The 21,282-nt window shown below is 31.1% G+C and carries 26 protein-coding genes; 25 read left to right on the forward strand and 1 reads right to left on the reverse strand.

The features are described from left to right. Window positions 1–59: 59 nt before the first annotated feature. The 13 genes from ACZ098_RS00095 (at window position 60) to ACZ098_RS00155 (ending at window position 10,146) form a co-directional block, all read left to right on the forward strand. Window positions 60–374: a hypothetical protein gene (locus tag ACZ098_RS00095; RefSeq protein WP_487309692.1), complete on the forward strand. Its 315-nt coding sequence runs from the start codon at window positions 60–62 to the stop codon at window positions 372–374. A 183-nt stretch (window positions 375–557) separates the two neighbouring features. After that, window positions 558–965 (forward strand): peptidase associated/transthyretin-like domain-containing protein, encoded by a 408-nt coding sequence (locus ACZ098_RS00100; RefSeq protein ID WP_487309693.1) that lies wholly within the window; start codon window positions 558–560, stop codon window positions 963–965. A gap of 735 nt (window positions 966–1,700) precedes the next feature. Next, window positions 1,701–2,654, forward strand: coding sequence for a Fic family protein (locus tag ACZ098_RS00105; RefSeq protein ID WP_487309694.1), 954 nt, complete (start codon window positions 1,701–1,703; stop codon window positions 2,652–2,654). Window positions 2,655–2,817: 163 nt separating this feature from the next. Further along, window positions 2,818–3,384 carry a hypothetical protein gene (locus ACZ098_RS00110; RefSeq protein WP_487309695.1) on the forward strand — a complete coding sequence of 189 codons (567 nt, stop codon included), beginning with the start codon at window positions 2,818–2,820 and terminating at the stop codon, window positions 3,382–3,384. Between the two features lie 157 nt (window positions 3,385–3,541). Beyond that, complete coding sequence (locus ACZ098_RS00115; RefSeq protein WP_487309696.1) at window positions 3,542–4,294, forward strand: hypothetical protein; 753 nt, start codon at window positions 3,542–3,544, stop codon at window positions 4,292–4,294. Window positions 4,295–4,516: 222 nt separating this feature from the next. Continuing rightward, window positions 4,517–5,011: a hypothetical protein gene (locus tag ACZ098_RS00120; RefSeq protein ID WP_487309697.1), complete on the forward strand. Its 495-nt coding sequence runs from the start codon at window positions 4,517–4,519 to the stop codon at window positions 5,009–5,011. 49 nt (window positions 5,012–5,060) lie between these two features. After that, a complete protein-coding gene (locus ACZ098_RS00125) occupies window positions 5,061–5,837 on the forward strand; it encodes a hypothetical protein (protein ID WP_487309698.1) in 777 nt (258 codons plus the stop codon). A 168-nt stretch (window positions 5,838–6,005) separates the two neighbouring features. Then, the gene (locus tag ACZ098_RS00130) at window positions 6,006–6,572 is read left to right on the forward strand and encodes a hypothetical protein (protein WP_487309699.1); all 567 of its coding nucleotides are present in this window, start codon (window positions 6,006–6,008) and stop codon (window positions 6,570–6,572) included. 174 nt (window positions 6,573–6,746) lie between these two features. Beyond that, a complete protein-coding gene (locus ACZ098_RS00135) occupies window positions 6,747–7,088 on the forward strand; it encodes a hypothetical protein (protein WP_487309700.1) in 342 nt (113 codons plus the stop codon). Between the two features lie 170 nt (window positions 7,089–7,258). Next, window positions 7,259–7,834 (forward strand): hypothetical protein, encoded by a 576-nt coding sequence (locus tag ACZ098_RS00140; protein ID WP_487309701.1) that lies wholly within the window; start codon window positions 7,259–7,261, stop codon window positions 7,832–7,834. A gap of 173 nt (window positions 7,835–8,007) precedes the next feature. Continuing rightward, a complete protein-coding gene (locus tag ACZ098_RS00145) occupies window positions 8,008–8,664 on the forward strand; it encodes a hypothetical protein (RefSeq protein ID WP_487309702.1) in 657 nt (218 codons plus the stop codon). 138 nt (window positions 8,665–8,802) lie between these two features. Continuing rightward, the gene (locus tag ACZ098_RS00150) at window positions 8,803–9,534 is read left to right on the forward strand and encodes a M949_RS01915 family surface polysaccharide biosynthesis protein (RefSeq protein WP_487309703.1); all 732 of its coding nucleotides are present in this window, start codon (window positions 8,803–8,805) and stop codon (window positions 9,532–9,534) included. 168 nt (window positions 9,535–9,702) lie between these two features. Beyond that, complete coding sequence (locus tag ACZ098_RS00155; RefSeq protein WP_487309704.1) at window positions 9,703–10,146, forward strand: hypothetical protein; 444 nt, start codon at window positions 9,703–9,705, stop codon at window positions 10,144–10,146. Here ACZ098_RS00155 and ACZ098_RS00160 read toward each other — a convergent pair. Next, window positions 10,136–10,453: a rhodanese-like domain-containing protein gene (locus ACZ098_RS00160; RefSeq protein ID WP_487309705.1), complete on the reverse strand. Its 318-nt coding sequence runs from the start codon at window positions 10,451–10,453 to the stop codon at window positions 10,136–10,138. The genes ACZ098_RS00155 and ACZ098_RS00160 overlap by 11 nt on opposite strands. Window positions 10,454–10,622: 169 nt before the next feature. Between ACZ098_RS00160 and ACZ098_RS00165 the strand changes: the two genes are divergently transcribed. From ACZ098_RS00165 to ACZ098_RS00220, 12 genes are all read left to right on the forward strand, one after another. Continuing rightward, the gene (locus tag ACZ098_RS00165; RefSeq protein WP_487309706.1) at window positions 10,623–11,081 is read left to right on the forward strand and encodes a MarR family winged helix-turn-helix transcriptional regulator; all 459 of its coding nucleotides are present in this window, start codon (window positions 10,623–10,625) and stop codon (window positions 11,079–11,081) included. A 9-nt stretch (window positions 11,082–11,090) separates the two neighbouring features. Further along, window positions 11,091–11,723: an NAD(P)H-dependent oxidoreductase gene (locus ACZ098_RS00170; protein WP_487309707.1), complete on the forward strand. Its 633-nt coding sequence runs from the start codon at window positions 11,091–11,093 to the stop codon at window positions 11,721–11,723. 23 nt (window positions 11,724–11,746) lie between these two features. After that, window positions 11,747–12,313, forward strand: coding sequence for a YceI family protein (locus ACZ098_RS00175; RefSeq protein ID WP_487309708.1), 567 nt, complete (start codon window positions 11,747–11,749; stop codon window positions 12,311–12,313). A gap of 431 nt (window positions 12,314–12,744) precedes the next feature. Further along, entirely contained in the window at window positions 12,745–14,145 is a 1,401-nt protein-coding gene (locus ACZ098_RS00180; RefSeq protein WP_487309709.1) for an anthranilate synthase component I family protein, read from the forward strand. 47 nt (window positions 14,146–14,192) lie between these two features. Next, entirely contained in the window at window positions 14,193–14,762 is a 570-nt protein-coding gene (locus tag ACZ098_RS00185) for an anthranilate synthase component II (RefSeq protein WP_487309710.1), read from the forward strand. 63 nt (window positions 14,763–14,825) lie between these two features. Continuing rightward, window positions 14,826–15,818: an anthranilate phosphoribosyltransferase gene (trpD, locus tag ACZ098_RS00190; RefSeq protein WP_487309711.1), complete on the forward strand. Its 993-nt coding sequence runs from the start codon at window positions 14,826–14,828 to the stop codon at window positions 15,816–15,818. Next, a complete protein-coding gene (gene trpC / locus ACZ098_RS00195; RefSeq protein ID WP_487309712.1) occupies window positions 15,815–16,600 on the forward strand; it encodes an indole-3-glycerol phosphate synthase TrpC in 786 nt (261 codons plus the stop codon). Before trpD ends, trpC begins: the two co-directional genes overlap by 4 nt. Next, the gene (locus ACZ098_RS00200; RefSeq protein ID WP_487309713.1) at window positions 16,597–17,226 is read left to right on the forward strand and encodes a phosphoribosylanthranilate isomerase; all 630 of its coding nucleotides are present in this window, start codon (window positions 16,597–16,599) and stop codon (window positions 17,224–17,226) included. The genes trpC and ACZ098_RS00200 overlap by 4 nt, the downstream gene beginning before the upstream one ends. Beyond that, window positions 17,216–18,403 carry a tryptophan synthase subunit beta gene (gene trpB, locus ACZ098_RS00205; RefSeq protein WP_487309714.1) on the forward strand — a complete coding sequence of 396 codons (1,188 nt, stop codon included), beginning with the start codon at window positions 17,216–17,218 and terminating at the stop codon, window positions 18,401–18,403. Before ACZ098_RS00200 ends, trpB begins: the two co-directional genes overlap by 11 nt. A 3-nt stretch (window positions 18,404–18,406) precedes the next feature. Beyond that, window positions 18,407–19,168 (forward strand): tryptophan synthase subunit alpha, encoded by a 762-nt coding sequence (gene trpA / locus ACZ098_RS00210; RefSeq protein ID WP_487309715.1) that lies wholly within the window; start codon window positions 18,407–18,409, stop codon window positions 19,166–19,168. 163 nt (window positions 19,169–19,331) lie between these two features. After that, complete coding sequence (locus tag ACZ098_RS00215; protein ID WP_487309716.1) at window positions 19,332–19,952, forward strand: TetR/AcrR family transcriptional regulator; 621 nt, start codon at window positions 19,332–19,334, stop codon at window positions 19,950–19,952. Next, on the forward strand, window positions 19,942–21,276 hold the full coding sequence (locus ACZ098_RS00220; protein WP_487309717.1) for a TolC family protein: 1,335 nt from the start codon (window positions 19,942–19,944) through the stop codon (window positions 21,274–21,276). Before ACZ098_RS00215 ends, ACZ098_RS00220 begins: the two co-directional genes overlap by 11 nt. Window positions 21,277–21,282: the final 6 nt, after the last annotated feature.

Below are 21,282 nucleotides of genomic sequence, written 5' to 3' on the forward strand. Positions count from 1 at the left end.
TCTATACAAAACCAAACGTCAAAATAATCATTGCTAAAAAAAATGAAAAGAATAAAAAAATGTACCCTAAAAGCTGTTTCTTAAAGTTTGAAAATACAGATTTCTTAATTCAAAATATTTATAGATATAAAAACGGAATACTTAATGAATATTGGTTTCTTGGAAGTGAAGGATTTGCAGTTGAAAAATTAGGCTTTTTAGAAAATGATTATAGCAATGAACAAAAACCTTATAAATATCTAAATTCAGTTAATGATAAAGAACACTTAAAATTCGGTAATAAAAGTTATAAAATTGACACAATACAAGGCGATACAATAATTTCGAAAATTGATAAAAATAAAATAATAATGTTCATAAAAGAACGCGAATAGTAAGAATAACTACCGCCAACAAAGAACTGTGCTTAAAAACAAACTTAAGACGGTTCCGCTTCATTGGGGATTTGCGATTGATTTACTTGCTTTTTTGTATTTATACTATTTTGGCTAATCCAAAAATTCTCTGTTAATTTGTCCGCAACAAAGGCGAAGCCTAAGGACGATAGCGACAAGATTATGAAAAATCTAAACTACCTATTATTTTTTGCTTTTTTTCAACTGACATTTGGACAGGAAAGAATAATTACTGGAAAAATTTTAGATGGGAGTAGTAATTTAGAACCTTTTCCTGGCATTCAAATTACTAGCAACTCAAAAGTGATTGCTACAACTGATTTAGACGGAAACTTCCAATTTACTTTAACTAGTGAAATCAAAAAAATAGAAATTAATTGTATCGGAATTCAAGAAGAGCAAGTTATTATTGCTGAAAATTGCAATCACATAGGATTAATTGTACTTAATGAGTCATCATATTGTTTTGCTACTTTAAAAGAAGCTGAACGAAAAAGAAAACGTCATAGAAAGAAAGTGCTACCGAAACTCTATGCGGAAGCTTACGATAAAAAATTGTTTGGAATGTAGCAACACATTCCGCATGGTCTCTCTACCTTGCGGAATTTTTGATTCTATAAAATTGAAGAACTTTAGCAACGCTTTTATCACATTCAGTTAGGAAGCTTTAGACCTTTTTAACTCCGTAAAGTTAGGAGACCAAGCGGAGCGTGACTTATTATGAATCAGAATGCCCTTTAAAAAGTGTTGCTTTGATGAAAGTCCGAACTTATATCATCGCGTATTTTTGTTTCTAATACTGTGGACAAATTGTCGAAGCCTTGTCGAGAAAATGTCGAAGCCTTGTCGAGAAGTTGTCGAAGCCTTGTCGAGAAAATGTCGAAGCCTTGTCGAGAAGTTGTCGAAGCCTTGTCGAGAAAATGTCGAAGCCTTGTCGAGAAGTTGTCGAAGCCTTGTCGAGAAGTTGTCGAAGCCTTGTCGAGAAGTTGTCGAAGCCTTGTCGAGAAATTGTCGAAGCCTTGTCGAGAAGTTGTCGAGGCTGCGTCGAGAAATTATTGAATTCAATTCGGAAGAGTTCAAAAAAAGATGTCCTTAAAAAGCAGCCACTAACAAAGGCTTCAAGAATGACAAGACACGGGATTTATAAGAAATTATAAAGGTCTTTAGTTTAAAGTTTTATTTATATTTGTAAAGGCTTGGTCTTGATTCGTAGCCACTTCGTGAAGCCGAGACTCGTTAACAACAATACTATTTGGACATTCAGTTTTAAAAAACTACTTTTGATACTATCAAATGATATTATCAATGAAGCCACCATATGACATTACTCCTACGATTTTAAAATTAATTACTTCCATATCTGAAAAGCTTGGAGAAGTAAATGCCAATTACCTAAGCAAACAATCACCTCAATTAAGAAAACAGAATAGAATTAAAACAATCCATTCTTCTTTACAAATTGAAGGCAATACATTAACAGAAGAGCAAATCACTGCCTTAATTGAAAATAAAAGAATTATTGGTCCTGAAAAAGATGTTTTAGAAGTATTAAATGCAATTAAAGTTTACGAAAAACTTGAAGAATATAAATTCAATTCAGATAAAAGCTTTTTAAAAGCTCACCTCCTACTAATGAATGGATTAATTGAAAGTGCTGGAAAATACAGAACGAAAGGAGTTGGAATAGTGAAAGGAAATAAAGTGGAACATGTGGCTCCACCTTTTGAAAATGTTCCTTTTCTCATGAAAGATCTATTTGACTATTTGAATGACTCAGAAGAAATAACATTAATTAAAAGTTGTGTTTTCCACTATGAAATGGAATTTATTCATCCTTTTTTGGATGGGAATGGAAGAATGGGAAGATTGTGGCAAACTTTAATATTAATGCACGAATATCCAATATTTGAGTTTTTGCCTTTTGAAACTTTAATTAGCCAAACACAAGATGAATATTATAAATCGCTGTCGCTTAGTGATCAAAATGGGAAATCAACATTCTTCATTGAATATATGCTTGATGTAATTAACAAATCTCTAGAGAACTTACTTAGTTACAACAATAGAATTTTAAAAGATATTGATCGTTTAGAATACTTCATAAAGCTTGGTGCGAAAGTATTTACTCGTAAAGATTATATGAATACATTCAAAGATTTATCATCCGCAACTGCAAGTAGAGATTTGAAAAAAGGAATTGATTTACAACTATTTGAAAGTGTTGGAAATCTGAATAAAACAAGATACTTTGTAAAATAATTACTGTTGTTAACATTGGTTTGCATCAATGGCTTGGCTTGGGCAAGTCAGGAAAGTACGCTGGTGATATAAATTTTTAGTTATATTTGTTTAGTCCGTGCTGAAAGTCGCCACTTCGTGAAGCCGAGACTCGTTAGCAGCAATTTTAATACACATCACGATCATGACAAACTTAAATAAAAAACTACTTACGATTTATCTAAGTTTAGGTATAATTTTCTTTATTGCAGTGATTTATCTATTTGTGAAAAACGAAATTTTGCCTGAAATAAATTCAGATATAAGCCATAAAGTACGGCTGACTAGTGTAAGAGTAATTAAAAATGATTACTATAACCTGAAACTAGTGGAAGATGGTACTAGATATCCTGAAGAAGAAAGTATGGTCGATAGGTCAATTCGTGAAAAATGGCAATCGTTTTTCTTATTGGTTAATCAAACAGACAATTTAACTTACCTGCAATCAAATCCATTTTACGTTAAACGTTTTAAATCACCATTTTCAGTCGGATTTTCAGATGATGAAATAATTCCATTAACAACATTAAATGATAAATACAGATTAGATATTCAAGAAGATGGAAAAATAATTACTAGTTTCGAAGTACCTAATTTAAATAATCTTTTGGCCATTAGTGAAAAGTATGATACTGTCACTGCCGAAAAAACAATAAAGCTTGTGAGCACTGACAAAAGAGTTATTCTTTTTTTAATCTTTACAATAGACTAACAAAAAACAACTGCTAACAACGGTTTCAAGAAATTGCGAGGCATGGCATTTATCAGTAATCGGAAAGGTTTTTAATTATAAGTTTTGTTTATATTTGTAAGTTTCAGTGAATTAAGTACGCCACTTCTTGAAGCGGCTACACGTTAGCAGTAACTATATGAAAAACGAACTTAAAATATTACTATTTAGCACTTTGCTCCTCTTTGTTTCTTGTAAACAATCGAGTGAAATCAAAACTGAATATTATCAAAATAGAGAATTAGTTCCAAATCCAGAAGGAGTACAAAAAGATAATTTATCAGTTTCTGAAGCAAATAATGAAGAGTGTAAATGCGCAGAAAATGATTTTGCAGGTACAAAAACAGATACAGTTTATCAATTATCTAACGGAAAAAGAATTGCATTATGTGGTTATAGAAATGGTGAAAACAAACCAATAGATTTTTCTGAATTTGTTCTAACTATTTGTGGAGAAAAAAAGATAATTGATTTTTGGGGCGCAACAGAAACGTGTAATTTAAAAACAACAAAAGACACTTTAATTGTTGAAGAACTAATTAATTTACCAACTGGAAAAAACAGAACTTATACTTCAACTATTTGGAGCATTGAAAAATTTCACTTTCAAAATGAACAATTAAAAAGAAAAAAATTTCTTAATCAAGAAATTAGAAAATATAATAACGCTGAAATATTACTTACTTTAAAAGAATTTGAAAGCGCAGACGAAAAACTTAATGATGAAAAAATGCAATTAGTGAATCGGCTTTTCATTGCAACAATCTCAAAAAACAATAAAGCACGTGACTATTTTTATAAATTCGAAAATAGATACAAACCTGATGGAGCGTTTTTGGAAGAGTATAGCGATTTAAAAACAATGCTTGAAGTTTGGGATAAACAAAAATAGCTACTGCTAAAAGGCGTTTGGCGAGATTGCGAATTTTGTAGTAAATTCACCTCTTTCTTTCGCAAGAATTTTTATCTTAGTAGTAAATATGTCTTTACGAAATTCGCCATTTCTTGAAGCCGAGAAACACAATAGGACACCTTATCAGAATCCATGAGAAAATATATTTTTTTAATTTTACTTTCAAGCTTTTGTGCTTATTCACAAAATAAGTTTATTCAAGTGAACGACTCAATTGTAAAGCAAAAGTTTGAAGAAATAGCTATGGTCAAAAATGAAAATAAATATCGGGGTCGTACTACTTTGTCTTTTCAATGTGAAAATAAGAAAGAAATAGAGTTTTCAGATACTGATTCTGACGAAAATTTTGTGAAATTTGAAGAGCTTGGTGTAATTAAAAACACAATCATAGTTATACAAAAAATAGAATATAATTCAGAGAGCTACATATTATTGGAAACCAAAAGTTGCAGACAACTACTACTTGAAGGTTTTCCGTTGAGAATAGAAAATACCGAAAAGTATATAGTTTTAAATAATCCTGGAACTGACGAAGCATATAACATGCAGATTCTTGAATATAAAAATGACTTTTTTGAAATTAAACACACTATTTCATTTCCAAAAGAGATTACTCCAAAAAGAATTCAGAAAGTTGATAATAAAGAAGTGATTGTAGTGGACACTGAAAAAAGAATGTGGAAAACTGAATTGTAATGGCGCTATATAAATGCGATTACTATTCCTTAAAAGAACAACAAATTTTATGAAGACATTTCTTTTTATATTTTCATTGATAACTTTAGCTTCATGCCAATTTGAAAGTAAACCGAAACGTTCATTTATTGAATCAATTAAACAAGAAGATACTACTTGCTTAAAAGAAATTTCAGAAGCAGAAAAAGAAATAAAAAATGGTAAATTAACTTATTGTCATCATTCAGGGAATATTTATAATCATTATCTACGCTATGAAAAGGAATTAATAGAAATACTTAAAGAAAACAATCTTGAATTTAGAAATGAAGGCTCTTCTTGTATTGTTTACGAAAATCAAACTGAAGATTGTTATTGCAAATTAATGGATGAAAAAATTAATCAAAAATATGGAGAAAAATTTGTCGACTCATTGCTAAATAGCGCAGATGAGAAATATTTAAATAAGCATATTAATGACACAATGTATTATGCTAAATGTGATATAAGACCAAATTATCCAAATGACAAGGATGATAGCGAAGATGAATATAGTGAAGTAATGCAAGACGAAATTGATAAAGCAATTATCTACCCAAAAGGTTATGTAAAAAGACCTAATTATGATGTTTCAGCTTTTGTAAATATATATTTCTTTGTGGACAAATATGGAAATGCAAAAATTACAAATTTTGGATTTTTATTTGAAATAAAATCTAATCATAAATTTGAAAAATATTTTGAAAGTGAATTGAATAAAATTATTAAAACGAAAGAATGGAAACCTGCCCAGATGAGAAAACGAAATGTAAATTCTAACATGGTTTTGAGATATGGTTTTGAGTAAAAATATAACAGCCGTTGCAAGAAAGGTTGTGGCTTAGGATTTATCAGAAATAGGAAAGGTTATTAATTATAAGGTTTGTTAATATTTGTAAAGGCTTTGTCTTGGTAGTTCGCAACTTTATGAAACTACGAAACGTTCTGCGTCATTATAGAAAACCCGTAATAGAAAATGAAATTTATCAAATTAGCTTTAATCATATTGATTTTCACGTCTTGTTCAGAAAAATTTACAACTGTAGATGAGTATATAAATTTACCTGTCAAATTCGCAAAAACAAAAATTACTTATCCAACAAATGATTTTTCAATCTTAATTCCAAAAAATTGGTATTGGAAAGTTGAAGAATATGACAATAAAAAAATAATTCATGGAATTGATGCTGGACAAACAGATTCGATAACAAGATTTACTAAAATAATCTCTGTCCAAAAGTATAAAAGCGAAGAAAATAATAACGATTTGAAAACAGAATTTGAATCAATGAAAAAGTTAATTGAGAAAAATTCTAATGAAAAAATTGTAGAAAGTGGTAAAACAAAAAATACAAGTTATGAATCTTACTTTTTTCACTTTAAATCGGATAATAAAAAATCTACAAAAACAATTTCTTTACTTTTAAAAAGCAAACAGAAAGGTGTATATTACTCATTAACTGCTTCTTGTCAATTGGAAGATAATCTTGAAACTAATATGAGTATTATGTTGAAATGTTTGAATAGTTTTGAAGAAAAATAATGTCGAACGCACAACAGGAGTTTGGCAAGATTGCGAATTTTGCAGTAAATTCAAGTTTAAGTTTTACAAGAAATTTTATATTTGATAGAAAATATAAAGTTCCAAACTTCGCAACTGACGAGAAGCGCAGAAACTTTGCCAGTAACTTTCACTACGTAAGCATAAAACGAGAAAATGATAACTTCAGAAGAATTGATTACCGCTGTAGAAAATGATGAGACAGAAAATAACTTTAAACCTGTTGCGGAAAATTTACTAGAAGCAATTAGCGATTGGCCAACAGAATTAAGCGAATCAAGTGAGCTTATATCCCAATTGAAACTCGAAATAAATGCGAAACTTACATTTCAGAATATTGAAAGGTTTTCAAAAACTTTAAGCGTGGAAAAAGAAGCGTGGAAAAGGGAATCTCTGACTTCATTGTTAAAAGTATTTGAAATTGAACAGAATGAAAATGTTGGTGGAGAAATAGAATTGGAAGTGTTACTAGAAAGAATAGCAAACCGTAGAAAATAAAAGCTACTGGTAACAGCCGTTAAAGAAATTGCTACACAAGGGATTTATCAGAAATAGGAAAGGTTATTAATTATAAGGTTTGTTTATATTTGTAAAGGCTTGGTCATGGTAGTTCGCAACGTCTTAAAATCAGAAAATGCTGGTAGAAAAAAGTCAGCAAAATAAATCAAATGAAAAAAATATTCTACATTGTCTTTTTATTTTTGACACTTCCGATATTCAGCCAAGAAAGAGAAGCCACAATTATTTTTATTGATTCAACTTCAATAAAAGGATATGGAGAAATTAAAAATGAAAAAATCTATTTCAGAGTTGATTTAAAAAGTGAAAAAAGTGAATGGAAATATGATACTGCTAAAGGATTAATTTTTTCAGGTTATGGATTCACTGAAAAATATGAATATATCAAACCCGATAAATATTCGAAACCAATAATTATGCAAGTTATTGAAGAAGGAAATGTCAATTTATATAAAAAATCCTTTTATGGATTAAAAATAAATACAGGTTTTAATACTTCTGGACGAATCATCGATTATGATTTTTCAAGTGCATACTATGTTAAAAAGAATAATGAGGCAAATGCGACAGAATTAACATTCAGTTTTAAAAGTAGATCATTAAGGTACTTTTTTGATTGCCCAGCTGTAATTGAAAAAATTAAAAAAAGAGAATTTAAAGTTAGTACAATACCCGAAATGATCTATTATTATAATGACTATTGCGGAACAGAAGATGAAAATTAAAATGCACTTCTAATTAAAGCTTTTTTAAGAAATTGGTTTTTTCAAACTTAATTTTAAGTTTGTTATAAAAATTTAATTTTTTGTGATAATCATAAGTTTATGGAACCACTTACCTATTTCGTTTAGTCAAAAAAATGTAGTATGATTAAATACCTTACCAAAAAAATCAAAACATGAAAAAACTATTAGTACTACTTTTTATGATTTCTATTATAACGAATTGTAAAAAATCAGAAAACGATATAGAAAATAAAACTATTGAAAAACAAGTAGTTACAAAAAAAGATGAACCATCTGAAAAAGAAAAAGTAATCAAGCCTGAGTTGAACCAAGACTTATGTCATTTTTCAAATCCTGATACTTCGGTTGTGGGTATTAAAATTAGTAATGTAGAAAGTACTTTAGATATTTTAGGTGAAAAAACTAGCTTAAGAGGTGACACAACGCACTATTTTTATTCGAATGACAAAAAACAACAACTTGGTTTAACAGTTCATCCAGGTAGTTATCGCAGTCAAGTAAGTATTTTTAAGATTTCTTATTCGGAAAATTCAAATGAAAATAATAAGCTACTAAATTTTACCGAATTTAAAACCGAACAAGGAATTAAACTAGGTTTAAGCAAAAATGAAATTATTAAAAAGCTCGGAAATTGCTATACGACAAAAGACAGTTCAAAAAACAGCATTGAACTTAACTACAGAATTGAGCAACCCAATGATAGTAAAACCAAATTGTTGTACAATAACAACATGCCTATTTATTATGCTAGTTACAAATTTAAAAATAACAAACTTAAAAATATAGAATTTGGATTTGAATATCCATGATTAGAACCATTGCAGTAATAAGATAAAAAGCTTGACTTAAAGTTTGTTTTTTGTTTTTGAATTTGAACTTAAATTAAAGTTATCGGCTTATAAATACTATACTTTTTAATTAAAGACATAAAATCCTTCAGTAATTATATGAAAAACGGAATAAGAATACTTGTACTTTTAATTTTTAATTTGAATTGTGGTCAAAATAAAATTAACTCTGAAAAATTTAAAGAACTTGAACCAGCAGTGTGGCAAAACATTTGGGATAAAGTAAATTCAGATAAATCATTAATAATAGATACAATTTCATACGACGAAATTCCTAAATCTTTAGATTTTAAAGGAACAGTGGTAGAAGCACTAAAATGGAACGACTCTTTGGGTGAAAACATTTTAATTCAAACTGTCACAGGACAATTTAATTGGAAAGACTACGATGAAAATTCAACTAGTTTTGTTCTTCAAGATAAATCAGAACTTTATGCGTATCTATTTAGAAAAACCAATTTAGAAACAGAATTCACTCGTATTTGGAAATTATATGATTTTAATAAATGTTACGGCGTTGATTGGTACACCGGTTTTATTCCAAAAGCAACTACTATAACAGATGTAGATACAGATGGTATTACTGAAATTACTTTGCCGTACGTAATTATCTGCCGAGGCGGAATGGATCCTGGCGATATGAAAATTATTATGTATGAAGACAATACTAAATATGCTTTAAGAGGAACAACCATGATGATGTGTACTAGTAAAGAACCTTATGGCGGAAAATTTGAAGCAAGCGAAAACACAAAGAAAAACAGTGTGATTTATAATTTTTTAAAAAACCGTTGGGAATTGCACAAATGCGAACAAGAGCGATATTATTAAAAGGCCAACAACAGTAGTTTAAAGAAATTAAGTTTCAATTTTCATGTACGCCTATGTTAAACTTTTGGATATTAATTTTTGATACTAATTCACTAATTTAAAAAAAACAAAAATTCTAAATCCAAAAAAAACTTCACTACGTAAATTAATACAATTAATTTACACCCCATGAAATCAATTGATCAAATAAAATTTGATAAAAAATTTGGAATTATAACTGATAAACAAATCATTATCAATGCTGGCAATGCTATTGAAAACAAAATTTCTATAGCATCAATAAGTAAAGTTAAACTCATTAAACAAAGAGTTTTTTATACCAATTTGGCTTTTCTAACTACAAGTATCGTGGCAGCTATTTTTCTTTTTATCAATACCGAGATACATTTAACTATAACGGTAACGTTAGGTTTATTATCAATAGCATCATTAATCTATGCATTTATTCATAAATTTTATTTTTACAAAATAGTCATAAAGCTTAATAATAATGAACAACACTCCCTAAAAACAAGTCAATTGAATCGCAAAAACATAAAAGAATTCTATTATGCTATTTTTGAAAGAGTAAAAAAAAATGATGGTATAACCTACCTATCTGCTACAAGTTAGGTAGTGCAACTTCACCATCCCAATTCATAAAACCTCCAATCAAATTATAAGTTTTTTCAAAACCAAGTTGGTTCATAATAGTACAAGCTTGTTGGCTTCGGCTACCTGCTTTACAATACACATAATAACTTTTCGATTTGTCAAGTTCTTCCAATCTGTATATAAAACTTTGACCTTTAAATAGATCATTTATAATCGCGTTCGGAATTATCCCTTCGCTACATTCTTCTTCGGTTCGTACATCTATAATTATTGCATCAACATCACTTTCAAGCTGTGCCTTCCAATCTTCCTTAGATAAATTCATACTAGTATTTTTTTTTGTAAAAATACATTTTTTAGAATATATCTGCAACATAGTACAAGTTCAACTACTTTTCTAGATAACGAACTATTAACAAAAAAATAACAATACATTTGTATATACAAATAAAAAAGTTTTTACATTTGTACCTACAAATATCGCAAGTACCAATATGACAATTGAAGAAGTAATAAAATCGAATGTAACACTTACGGATGCTAAGAAAATCATCCTAAATGTTATGTATACTCAAAATGTAATTGGAGATAAATTTAATGAAGTATTGAAACCTCATGAATTATCTGGCGAACAATACAACGTATTGCGTATTTTACGAGGTCAAAAAGGAACTCCTGCCAACATGTGTGTGATTCAAGAACGAATGATTGCTAAAAATAGTAATACTACGCGACTGATAGATAAACTGCTTCTTAAAGATTTGGTAACTCGTGATGTTTGCCCTGACAATCGAAGAAAAATCGAAGTTCAAATAACACAAAAAGGTTTGAATTTATTAAAAATTTTAGATGAAAAAGTAGTGCAACACGAAGAACTATTTGCTAATAATTTAACCAAAGAAGAACTTATCACTTTAAACAATTTACTAGAAAAATACCGACAATTAAAATAAAAATTAACTATGAGCAATTTTATTCAAGATGCCAATTGGCGTTACGCAACCAAAAAATTCGATGCAACTAAAAAAGTTTCTACCGAAGATATAGCAACTTTAAAAGAAGCTATTCGTCTTTCTGCATCATCATACGGATTACAACCTTACCAAGTACTAATTGTAGAAAATCCAGAAGTAAGAGCACAATTGCAGCCCGTTTCATGGGGTCAATCTCAAATTGTAGATGCATCACATTTATTCGTATTTGCAATTGAAACCAATTATGGCGATTCACAAATAGATGCCTACATCAATAACATAATCGAAACAAGAGGCGTTCCTGCAGAAGCTGTTGAAGGTTATGCGCAAATGATGAAAGGCAATATTTCTTCACTTCCAGAAGACGTAAGAAACAATTGGGCAGCAAAACAAGCTTACATTGCATTAGCTAATTTATTAAATGCTGCAGCAGAACTAAAAATTGATGTTACACCAATGGAAGGTTTCGTTCCAGCAGAGTACGATAAAATTTTAGGTTTACCAGAAAAAGGTTTACATGCAACACTTGTAGCAACAATAGGTTACCGAAGTGAAGAAGATGCTACACAAGGGTACAAAAAAGTAAGAAAATCTAACGAAGATTTATTCATAACAATTTAATAATCAATAAATACTTAAAAACAATGAACAATTTAAAAACCATCGCATTGGCATTATTTGTAGCCGTTTCAACAATCGCTACAGCACAAACTAAAAAAGTTGACGTAAGCAAAAGTACCATCAACTGGGTTGGAAAAAAAGTAACAGGTTCACACTCTGGAACTGTTGGAATTAAAGAAGGGTCTTTAATTTTCAAAGGAAAAAAATTAACTGGTGGAACTTTCACTGTTAACACAGCATCTATCGAAGTAACCGATTTAAAAGCTGGTCAAGGAAAAGAAAAATTAGAAGGACACTTGAAAGCAGACGACTTTTTTGGAACAGACAAGTACCCAACTTCTAAATTAGTTTTCAAAACTATCGCTGATAAAGGAAACGGAGTTTACACAGTAACTGCCGATTTAACAATAAAAGACATCACAAGTCCAGTAAAATTTGATTTAACTGTAAAAGGAAACACTGCAACTACAGCATTCAACGTAGACAGAACTAAATACGGAATCAAATTTAAATCTAAAAACTTCTTCGAAAATCTTGGAGATAACGTAATCAACGACGATTTCGAATTGACTGTTTCATTACAGTTCTAATAAAAAAAATAAAAATTGCTATAAAACCTTAAGGAGAAATCTTTAAGGTTTTTTTCTTTTGGGCAAGTGCGCCGAAAAAAGCGCACCTGGCTATCCATTCCCAAACTTTTATTTTTTAAAAAGAAAAAAAATAAAAGGTTTTCCATTACTATCCTTCTTGCAACTGCAACAAATCATAAAATTTACAAAAATTACCAAAACAAATTTGTAATATTAAAAACTATCTATACATTTGCTTCACAAATAAGTACAATGAACAACATTTTAAACAATACTTGGTGGTGGAACAATTTACGTCGTGCGTCGTGAACAAAGTTCCTATAAGTATATTTTAAATCTAAATATCACAAAAAGGCTTGTCAATCACGACAAGCCTTTTTTTTATGCTGAATTTATTTCAGCATTTCAACAAATAAAAAGTAAAAAATAATATGAAGACCTACATTTTAAAAACTAATTATAAGCAAATACTCGCCGACACAATTACACCTGTTAGTATTTACCTAAAAATTCGCGATAAATTTCCAAATAGTATTCTGTTAGAAAGCTCCGATTATCATGCCAACGACAACAGTTTTTCGTACATCTGTTGCAATCCAGTAGCTTCTATAAAAGTTGAAAACGAAATTATTTCTAAACAATATCCAGACAATACAACGCAAGAAATAGCAATTACAAACCAAACCAACGTTGCCAACGAAATCCAGCTATTTGCATCTCAATTTCAATCCAACAACGAAAAATTTAAGTTCATCACCAACGGACTTTTTGGCTACATAAACTACGATGCAGTTCGTTATTTTGAGAAAACAACCATCAATAAAAAACCTAATTCCCAAGATATTCCAGATCTATTTTACGCAGTATATCAAAACATAATTGCCATAAATCATTTTAAAAATGAAGCGTATATTTTCTGTCATTCTTTAGATGATAAAAACAATACCGACGAAATTATTCAGTTACTTCAAGCGCGCAATTTTGCTTCATATACCTTCAAAAAAGAAGGCGAAAAAACATCCAATATATCCGACGCAGATTTTAAAGCGAATGTAACGTTAGCCAAACAGCACTGCAAACTTGGAAACGTATTTCAACTGGTTTTGTCAAAACGATTTTCACAAAAATTCAAAGGTGACGAATTCAATGTTTACCGCGCATTACGAAGCATAAATCCATCTCCTTACCTATTCTTTTTTGATTACGGAAATTTTAAAATATTTGGATCATCACCCGAAGCACAATTAATCATAAAAGATAGAATTGCAGAAATTCATCCCATTGCAGGAACTTTTAAAAGAACTGGAAATGATGAAGACGACGCCATTTTAGCCAAAAAATTGTCCGAAGACAGCAAAGAAAACAGCGAACATGTAATGCTTGTCGACTTAGCCAGAAATGATTTAAGCCGCAACGGAAATAATGTTACTGTAGAAAAATACCGCGAAGTTCAGTTTTTTTCGCACGTAATTCACTTGGTGTCTAAAGTTACAAGTACCTTATTTCCAAAAGCCAATTCGATGCAAGTAGTAGCCGACACCTTTCCTGCAGGAACATTATCTGGCGCGCCCAAACACAAAGCAATGGAATTAATAAACGAAATAGAAACCACAAACCGCAGTTTTTATGGCGGAGCAATTGGCTTTATGGATTTTAATGGAAATTTTAATCATGCCATCATGATTCGAACTTTTCTTAGTAAAAATCACAATTTACAATACCAAGCTGGAGCCGGAATTGTAGAAAGTTCTAACGAAGAAGACGAACTAACCGAAGTTTATAATAAATTAGGCGCATTAGACAAAGCATTAGAAATTGCAGAAAACATTTAACAAAATAGTACAATCTAAAAACTTAGAATCTCAGAAACTAAAAAAACATGAAAAACATAGTAGTCATAGACAATTACGATAGCTTCACTTACAATCTAGTCCACTATCTAGAAGATTTGAATTGTACTGTAACAGTTTTACGAAACGATGAGTTTGAGCTAGAGGAAATCGAAAAATTTGATAAAATACTACTTTCACCTGGACCAGGCTTGCCATCTGATGCCGGATTATTGAAAGCTGTAATTCAAAAATACGCACCAACCAAAAGTATTCTAGGTGTATGTTTAGGTCAGCAAGCCATTGGAGAAGTGTTTGGAGGAAGCCTTACTAATTTAGAAAAAGTCTATCACGGAGTGGCATCAAAAGTTCAAATAATTGTAGATGATGAATTTATTTTCAGTGATTTAAATAAAACTATAGAAGTTGGTCGTTACCACTCATGGGTTATATCTAAAGAGAATTTTCCAGAAGAATTAGAAATAACGTCACTTGATGAAAACGGCGAAATCATGTCTATTAGACACAAAATATTCGATGTTAAAGGCGTTCAATATCATCCCGAAAGTGTTCTTACACCAAACGGAAAGAAAATTTTAGAAAATTGGATAAATTCTTAATATCAAATTTTAAATATTAGATATCAGATATATTAAAAAATTCCTTTAGGTCAAAAATAAAACATGAAAACAATACTAAATCGATTGATAAATCACGAAATACTTACCAAAGAAGAAGCAAAATCTATTTTGGTACACATTTCCACAGGACAATATAATACAAGTCAAATTGCGGCATTTTTAACCGTTTACATGATGCGAAGCATTACTATTGAAGAGTTGGCAGGTTTTCGAGAAGCTTTGTTAGAATTATGCATACCTGTAGATTTTTCACAATACAACACTATCGACTTGTGTGGCACAGGTGGTGATGGAAAAAACACGTTTAACATTTCAACTTTAGCGTCATTTATTACAGCAGGCGCAGGAATTAAAGTTGCCAAACACGGAAATTACGGAGTTTCCTCTGTCTCTGGATCAAGCAACGTAATGGAAACTTTAGGGATTAAATTAAGTTCTGACGCCAATTTTCTACAAAGCAGTATGGATAAAGCTAATATTGCTATTTTACACGCACCACTATTCCATCCTGCTATGAAAAATGTAGGTCCAATTCGGAAAGAACTAGGCGTAAAAACATTCTTCAACATGTTGGGACCAATGGTCAATCCGTCGTTTCCACAAAATCAATTGGTAGGTGTTTTTAGCCTTGAGCTAGCAAGAATGTACAGTTATTTGTATCAAAATACCGACACCAACTTCTGCATTCTACATGGCTTGGACGGATTTGATGAAATATCATTAACCGACGAAACGAAAATAATCTCAAGAAACACCGAAACCATACTAAAACCATCAAGTTTTAATTTAGAAAAACAACTTTTACAAGATATTAAAGGTGGTGACACAATTGAAGAATCGGCAGCTATTTTCTATTCAGTAATTTCAGGAAAAGGAACCGATTCTCAAAACAATGTTGTATTAGCAAATGCTGGATTGGCAATTGCTACAGTAGAAAATACAAGTATTTTGGACGGATTTGAAAAAGCCAAGGAAAGCCTTTTCAGCGGAAAAGCATTAGAAAAATTAAAACAATTACAACAACTAAGCAAATGAATATTTTAGATAAAATAATAATCGATAAACGTAAAGAAGTACTATTAAAGAAGTCACTAATTCCAGTCACACAATTAGAAAATTCTGTGCTTTTTGGAAACAGAACCATTTCATTGAGTAAAAATTTACGAGCAAGTAAATCTGGAATTATCGCTGAACACAAGCGACGTTCTCCATCGAAAGCCGAAATAAACTACAACTTGACGGTTGAAGAAGTAGTAAAAGGATATGAAAGCGCTGGTGTATGTGGTATTTCAGTTTTAACTGATGGAAAGTATTTTGGCGGTTCGCTAGACGATTTATTACTAGCAAGAGCTTCTGTTAATGTGCCACTTTTACGAAAAGAATTTATAATTGATGAATATCAAATACTAGAAGCTAAAGCATTTGGAGCCGATGTGATTTTGCTAATTGCAGCGGTTTTAACACGAGAAGAAATTAAGAATTTATCTGAATTTGCGCATTCTTTAGCCTTGGAAGTTTTGCTAGAAGTTCACGACGAAGAAGAGTTAAACAAAGCTATTATGCCTAGTTTAGATATGATTGGCGTTAACAACAGAAGCCTAAAAACCTTTGAAGTTAGCCTTGATATCAGCAAAGAATTGGCTTCAAAAATCCCAAATGAATTTGTAAAAATTTCAGAAAGTGGCATATCAAGTTTTGATTCAGTTAAAAAGCTACAAAACTTTAATTATCAAGGATTTTTAATTGGCGAAAATTTTATGAAAACTACCAATTCTGGAAAAGCGGCCAAAGAATTTATTTCAAAACTAGGCTTATGAAACTAAAGATTTGCGGCATGAAGAATTCAGAAAATATTCTTGAAATCGCCAAACTCAAACCCGATTTTTTAGGATTTATTTTTTGGGAAAAATCAGCACGCTATTTTGACGGCATTATACCAAATCTTCCCAAGTCAATAGCAAAAGTTGGCGTTTTTGTGGATGCTTCTGTCAATGAAATAATGAGTAAAGTAATAGTACATAATTTAGAATTTATACAATTACATGGAAATGAAAGCGCCGAATTTTGCAAGAATGTAAAAAGTAAATTGTCAGAAAACAGGATTATCAAAGCGTTCGCAATTGATTCTGCATTTGACTTTGCAATTTTGAAAGAGTACGCTTTGGTTTGCGATTATTTCTTGTTTGATACCAAAGGGAAATTACCTGGTGGAAACGGAACTGCTTTTGACTGGAATTTACTCAAAAACTACTCATTAGAAACACCATTCTTTCTTAGCGGAGGCATTGGTTTACAAGATATTAAAAAAATTAAGGAATTCAAAAATTCAGTTGTTTCAAATAAATGTTTCGCACTAGATGTAAACAGTAAATTTGAAATTAATCCCGGATTAAAAAACGAAAAAGAACTATCACTATTTAAAAAATTGCTACATGAAAACTAGTTACAATGTTGATGAAAATGGCTATTATGGTCAGTTTGGCGGCGCATTTATTCCCGAAATGCTATACCCAAACGTTGAAGAATTACGTCTTAATTACCTAAAAATTACTGCCGAACCATCGTTCAAAAAAGAATTCATGGAATTACTCGTTGATTATGTCGGTCGTCCTACTCCACTCTATTTTGCAAAGCGATTATCCGAAAAATACAATACAAAAATATACTTGAAACGTGAAGATTTATGCCATACCGGCGCTCACAAAATCAATAATACCATCGGACAAATTCTAGTTGCAAAAAAACTGGGTAAAACCAGAATAATTGCAGAAACCGGCGCTGGTCAACACGGTGTTGCAACCGCAACTGTTTGTGCCTTAATGGGATTGGAATGCATTGTTTACATGGGAGAAACCGACATAAAACGTCAAGCTCCAAATGTTGCAAGAATGAAAATGCTTGGCGCGGAAGTTCGTCCGGCGCTTTCAGGTTCTAAAACTTTGAAAGATGCAACGAATGAAGCGATTAGAGATTGGATCAACAATCCCGAAAACACCTATTACATTATCGGTTCTGTAGTTGGTCCGCATCCTTATCCTGATATGGTCGCGCGGTTTCAAGCCGTAATATCAGAAGAAATAAAAGCACAATTATTAGAAAAAGAAGGTGTTGAAAACCCAGATTATGTAATAGCGTGTGTTGGTGGAGGAAGCAATGCAGCCGGAGCTTTTTATCATTTTTTAGACGAAGAAGAGGTGCAGATTATTGCTGTTGAAGCTGCAGGAAAAGGTGTCGAATCTGGCGAAAGCGCAGCAACTTCTATCTTAGGGAAAACAGGAATTATTCACGGAAGTAAAACGTTGCTGATGCAAACTAACGACGGACAAATTACCGAACCGTATTCGATTTCTGCAGGATTGGATTACCCTGGCGTCGGACCTTTACATTCACATTTATTTGAAACTAAACGTGCTGAATTCATTGCGATTACAGATGAAGACGCGATGCAAAGCGGTATAGAATTATCTAAAACAGAAGGAATAATTCCTGCAATTGAAACTGCTCATGCCTTTTCAGTTTTAGATAAAAAACAATTCAAACCAACTGACATTGTGGTAATTAACCTATCGGGTCGCGGTGACAAAGATCTTAATACTTACATTGATTATTTTAAATTATAACAGATGAATCGTATAAATTCAAAATTAGCAGAAGATAAAAAACTACTATCTATATATTTCACAGCGGGTTACCCGGAACTAAACGATACCGTTTCAATAATTCAAGAGCTAGAAAAAAGCGGAGTCGATATGATTGAAATCGGACTTCCCTTTAGTGATCCTCTTGCAGATGGGCCAACTATTCAAGCGAGTTCGACAGCTGCATTACACAACGGAATGACAACCGAATTGTTGTTTGAACAATTGAAAAACATCCGAGAAAGTGTGCAAATACCACTTTTGATTATGGGGTATTTCAATCCGATGTATCAGTATGGCATTGAAGCTTTTTGTCAAAAATGTAATGAAATCGGCATCGACGGATTAATCATTCCTGATTTACCTTTACTAGAATATCAAAACCAATACAAAGAAACATTTGAATCCAATAATTTAAAAAATATATTTTTAATTACACCGCAAACATCAAGTGAGCGAATTCAGCAAATTGATGCCATTTCAGACAGTTTTATTTACATGGTTAGTAGTTCAAGTGTAACAGGAAGTAGTGAAGGATTTGGAGAAAATGAAGCCCATTATTTCAAACGAATTGCAGCATTAAATCTTAAAAATCCACAAATAATTGGATTCGGAATCAATTCTAAAACTACATTTAACAACGCAATTACACATCAAAAAGGAGCTATAATTGGCAGTGCCTTTATTAATTTTCTTACTACCAATGGAAAGAACTCTATTGAATCATTTATCAATAATATACTTTAAGTAATTTTATTTAAACTATTTATTTTCAAATTAATAAACCTAAGCAATAGATATTACCTATTGCTTTTTTATTGTTAATAAAATGTTAACAAACGGATTAAACGGTCGTTTAAATTAAACAAATGTTTAATTTTGTAGTCGAATTTAAAATCACATTTGTAAAATGGAATTTAATGAAAAGCAAATCGAAATTCTTCAAGTCGCAGAAAAGCTATTTGCCGAAGAAGGTTTTGACGGAACATCAGTTCGTGCCATTGCAAAAAAAGCTTCTATCAACATTGCAATGATTTCCTATTACTTTGGTTCAAAATCTAAACTTTTAGAAGCAATTGTACTTTATAGAATTGGAAGTTTAGGATTAAAATTAGAGAATTTAGTTCAGGAAGACATCTCTCCTATTCATAAAATTGAACGTATTATTGAGTACTACATCCATCAGGTTAACTCGAACAGAGATATTCATCAGATTTTACATCAAGAAGCTAACAACAAAAAACGCGACATCAATCTTGACGCTTTTACAGAAGTAAAAAAGAACAACTTACAACTTGTTACCAGCATTGTAAAAGAAGGTCAAGAACAAGGTTTATTTCAGCCCAACGTAAATGTTGCACTCCTTTCTCCCATCATCATCGGATCATTAGTATATTTTCATATGAATAAAGCTCTTTATCATGATTTGTTTGGTTTGACTACAGATGAAGATTTTACCCATTATATAGAAACCGAACTCACACAACACATTCAAAAAACAATTAAAGCACTTTTAGTTTATGAAAATTAAATCTATTCTATCGCTTACTTTTCTATTATTAGGAATTGTAAGCATGCAATCGCAAGAGCGAAAAACCCTTTCGTTAAAAGATGCTATTGAAATTGCAATTACTAAAAGTAACGAAGCTAATTTGGCAAATACTCGCGTAGAAACATCTAAATTAGAATTAGAATCGGTTAAAAATAATTTGTATCCAAGCGTTAAAATTTCGGGACAATATTTACGATTGACAAATGCCGATGTAAAATCGAATTTAGGTTCTGCATCTAGCGATCCTAATGCCGAACCTTCTGCTTCGCCTAAAATAAGTCAGTTATTACTCGGTCAAGCCAATGTTGCAATGCCTATTTTTAGTGGATTTAAACTAAAAAACAATATTATTGCATCGGATAATTTATACCAATCACAAAAATTTTCAGCTTCGCATACCAAAGAGCAATTGGCTTTAGAAGTAGTAGAATTGTTTGCCAATCTTTACAAAGCACAAGAAATGGCTAAACTAATATCTGAAAATATTAAAAGCGCCAAACAACGTGTAAAAGATTTTTCGGCTATGGTTGATAATGGTTTATTGGCAAGAAACGACTTATTGAAGGCGCAATTGCAGGAATCCAATATTCAACTTTCGCTAGACAACGCAATCAAAAATTCTAATGTTATCACTTATCAATTGGTTACACTTTTACAATTGCCAGAAAATACGATCATCGATATTGATATTGAAACTATCAAAAACGATATGGCAAAAAATCAAAGTTTAGTTTTGGAAGCCCAAAGAAGTGATTTAGAAGCTTTAAATTTCAGAGAAAAAGCATCTGAAGCTGGAGTAAAAATTGCAAAATCTAATTACTATCCTTCACTTTCCTTAATTGGCGGTTATATTGCTTTCGATTTGAAAGATGTTTTAACAGTTTCCAATGCGGTGAATTTTGGAGTCGGTGTCAGTTATGATTTGGCTTCAATTTTTAAAAACTCTAAAGAAGTAAAGCTTGCCAAAAGCCGTGTGGAAGAAACTAAACAAGCCGTAGCAATTTTATCGGATAGAATAAAAGAAGAAACCCACGAAGCTCAAGAAAACTACAATTTATCGTTAAAACAAAATGAAGTTTATAAACAAGCTGAAATTCAAGGAACCGAAAATTACCGAATTGTTAAAGACAAATACGATAATAGTTTATCAGACACCAACGATTTATTAGAAGCCGATGTACAACAACTTCAAACCAAAATCAATTTGGCATTATCACAAGCCGATATTGCTTTAAAATATTATCAATTACAATTTGCATCAGGAAAATTAATCAGTTCATTCAACTTAGCTCAAACAAAATAATTCACT

The sequence above is a fragment of the Flavobacterium sp. SP2 genome (assembly GCF_057626655.1).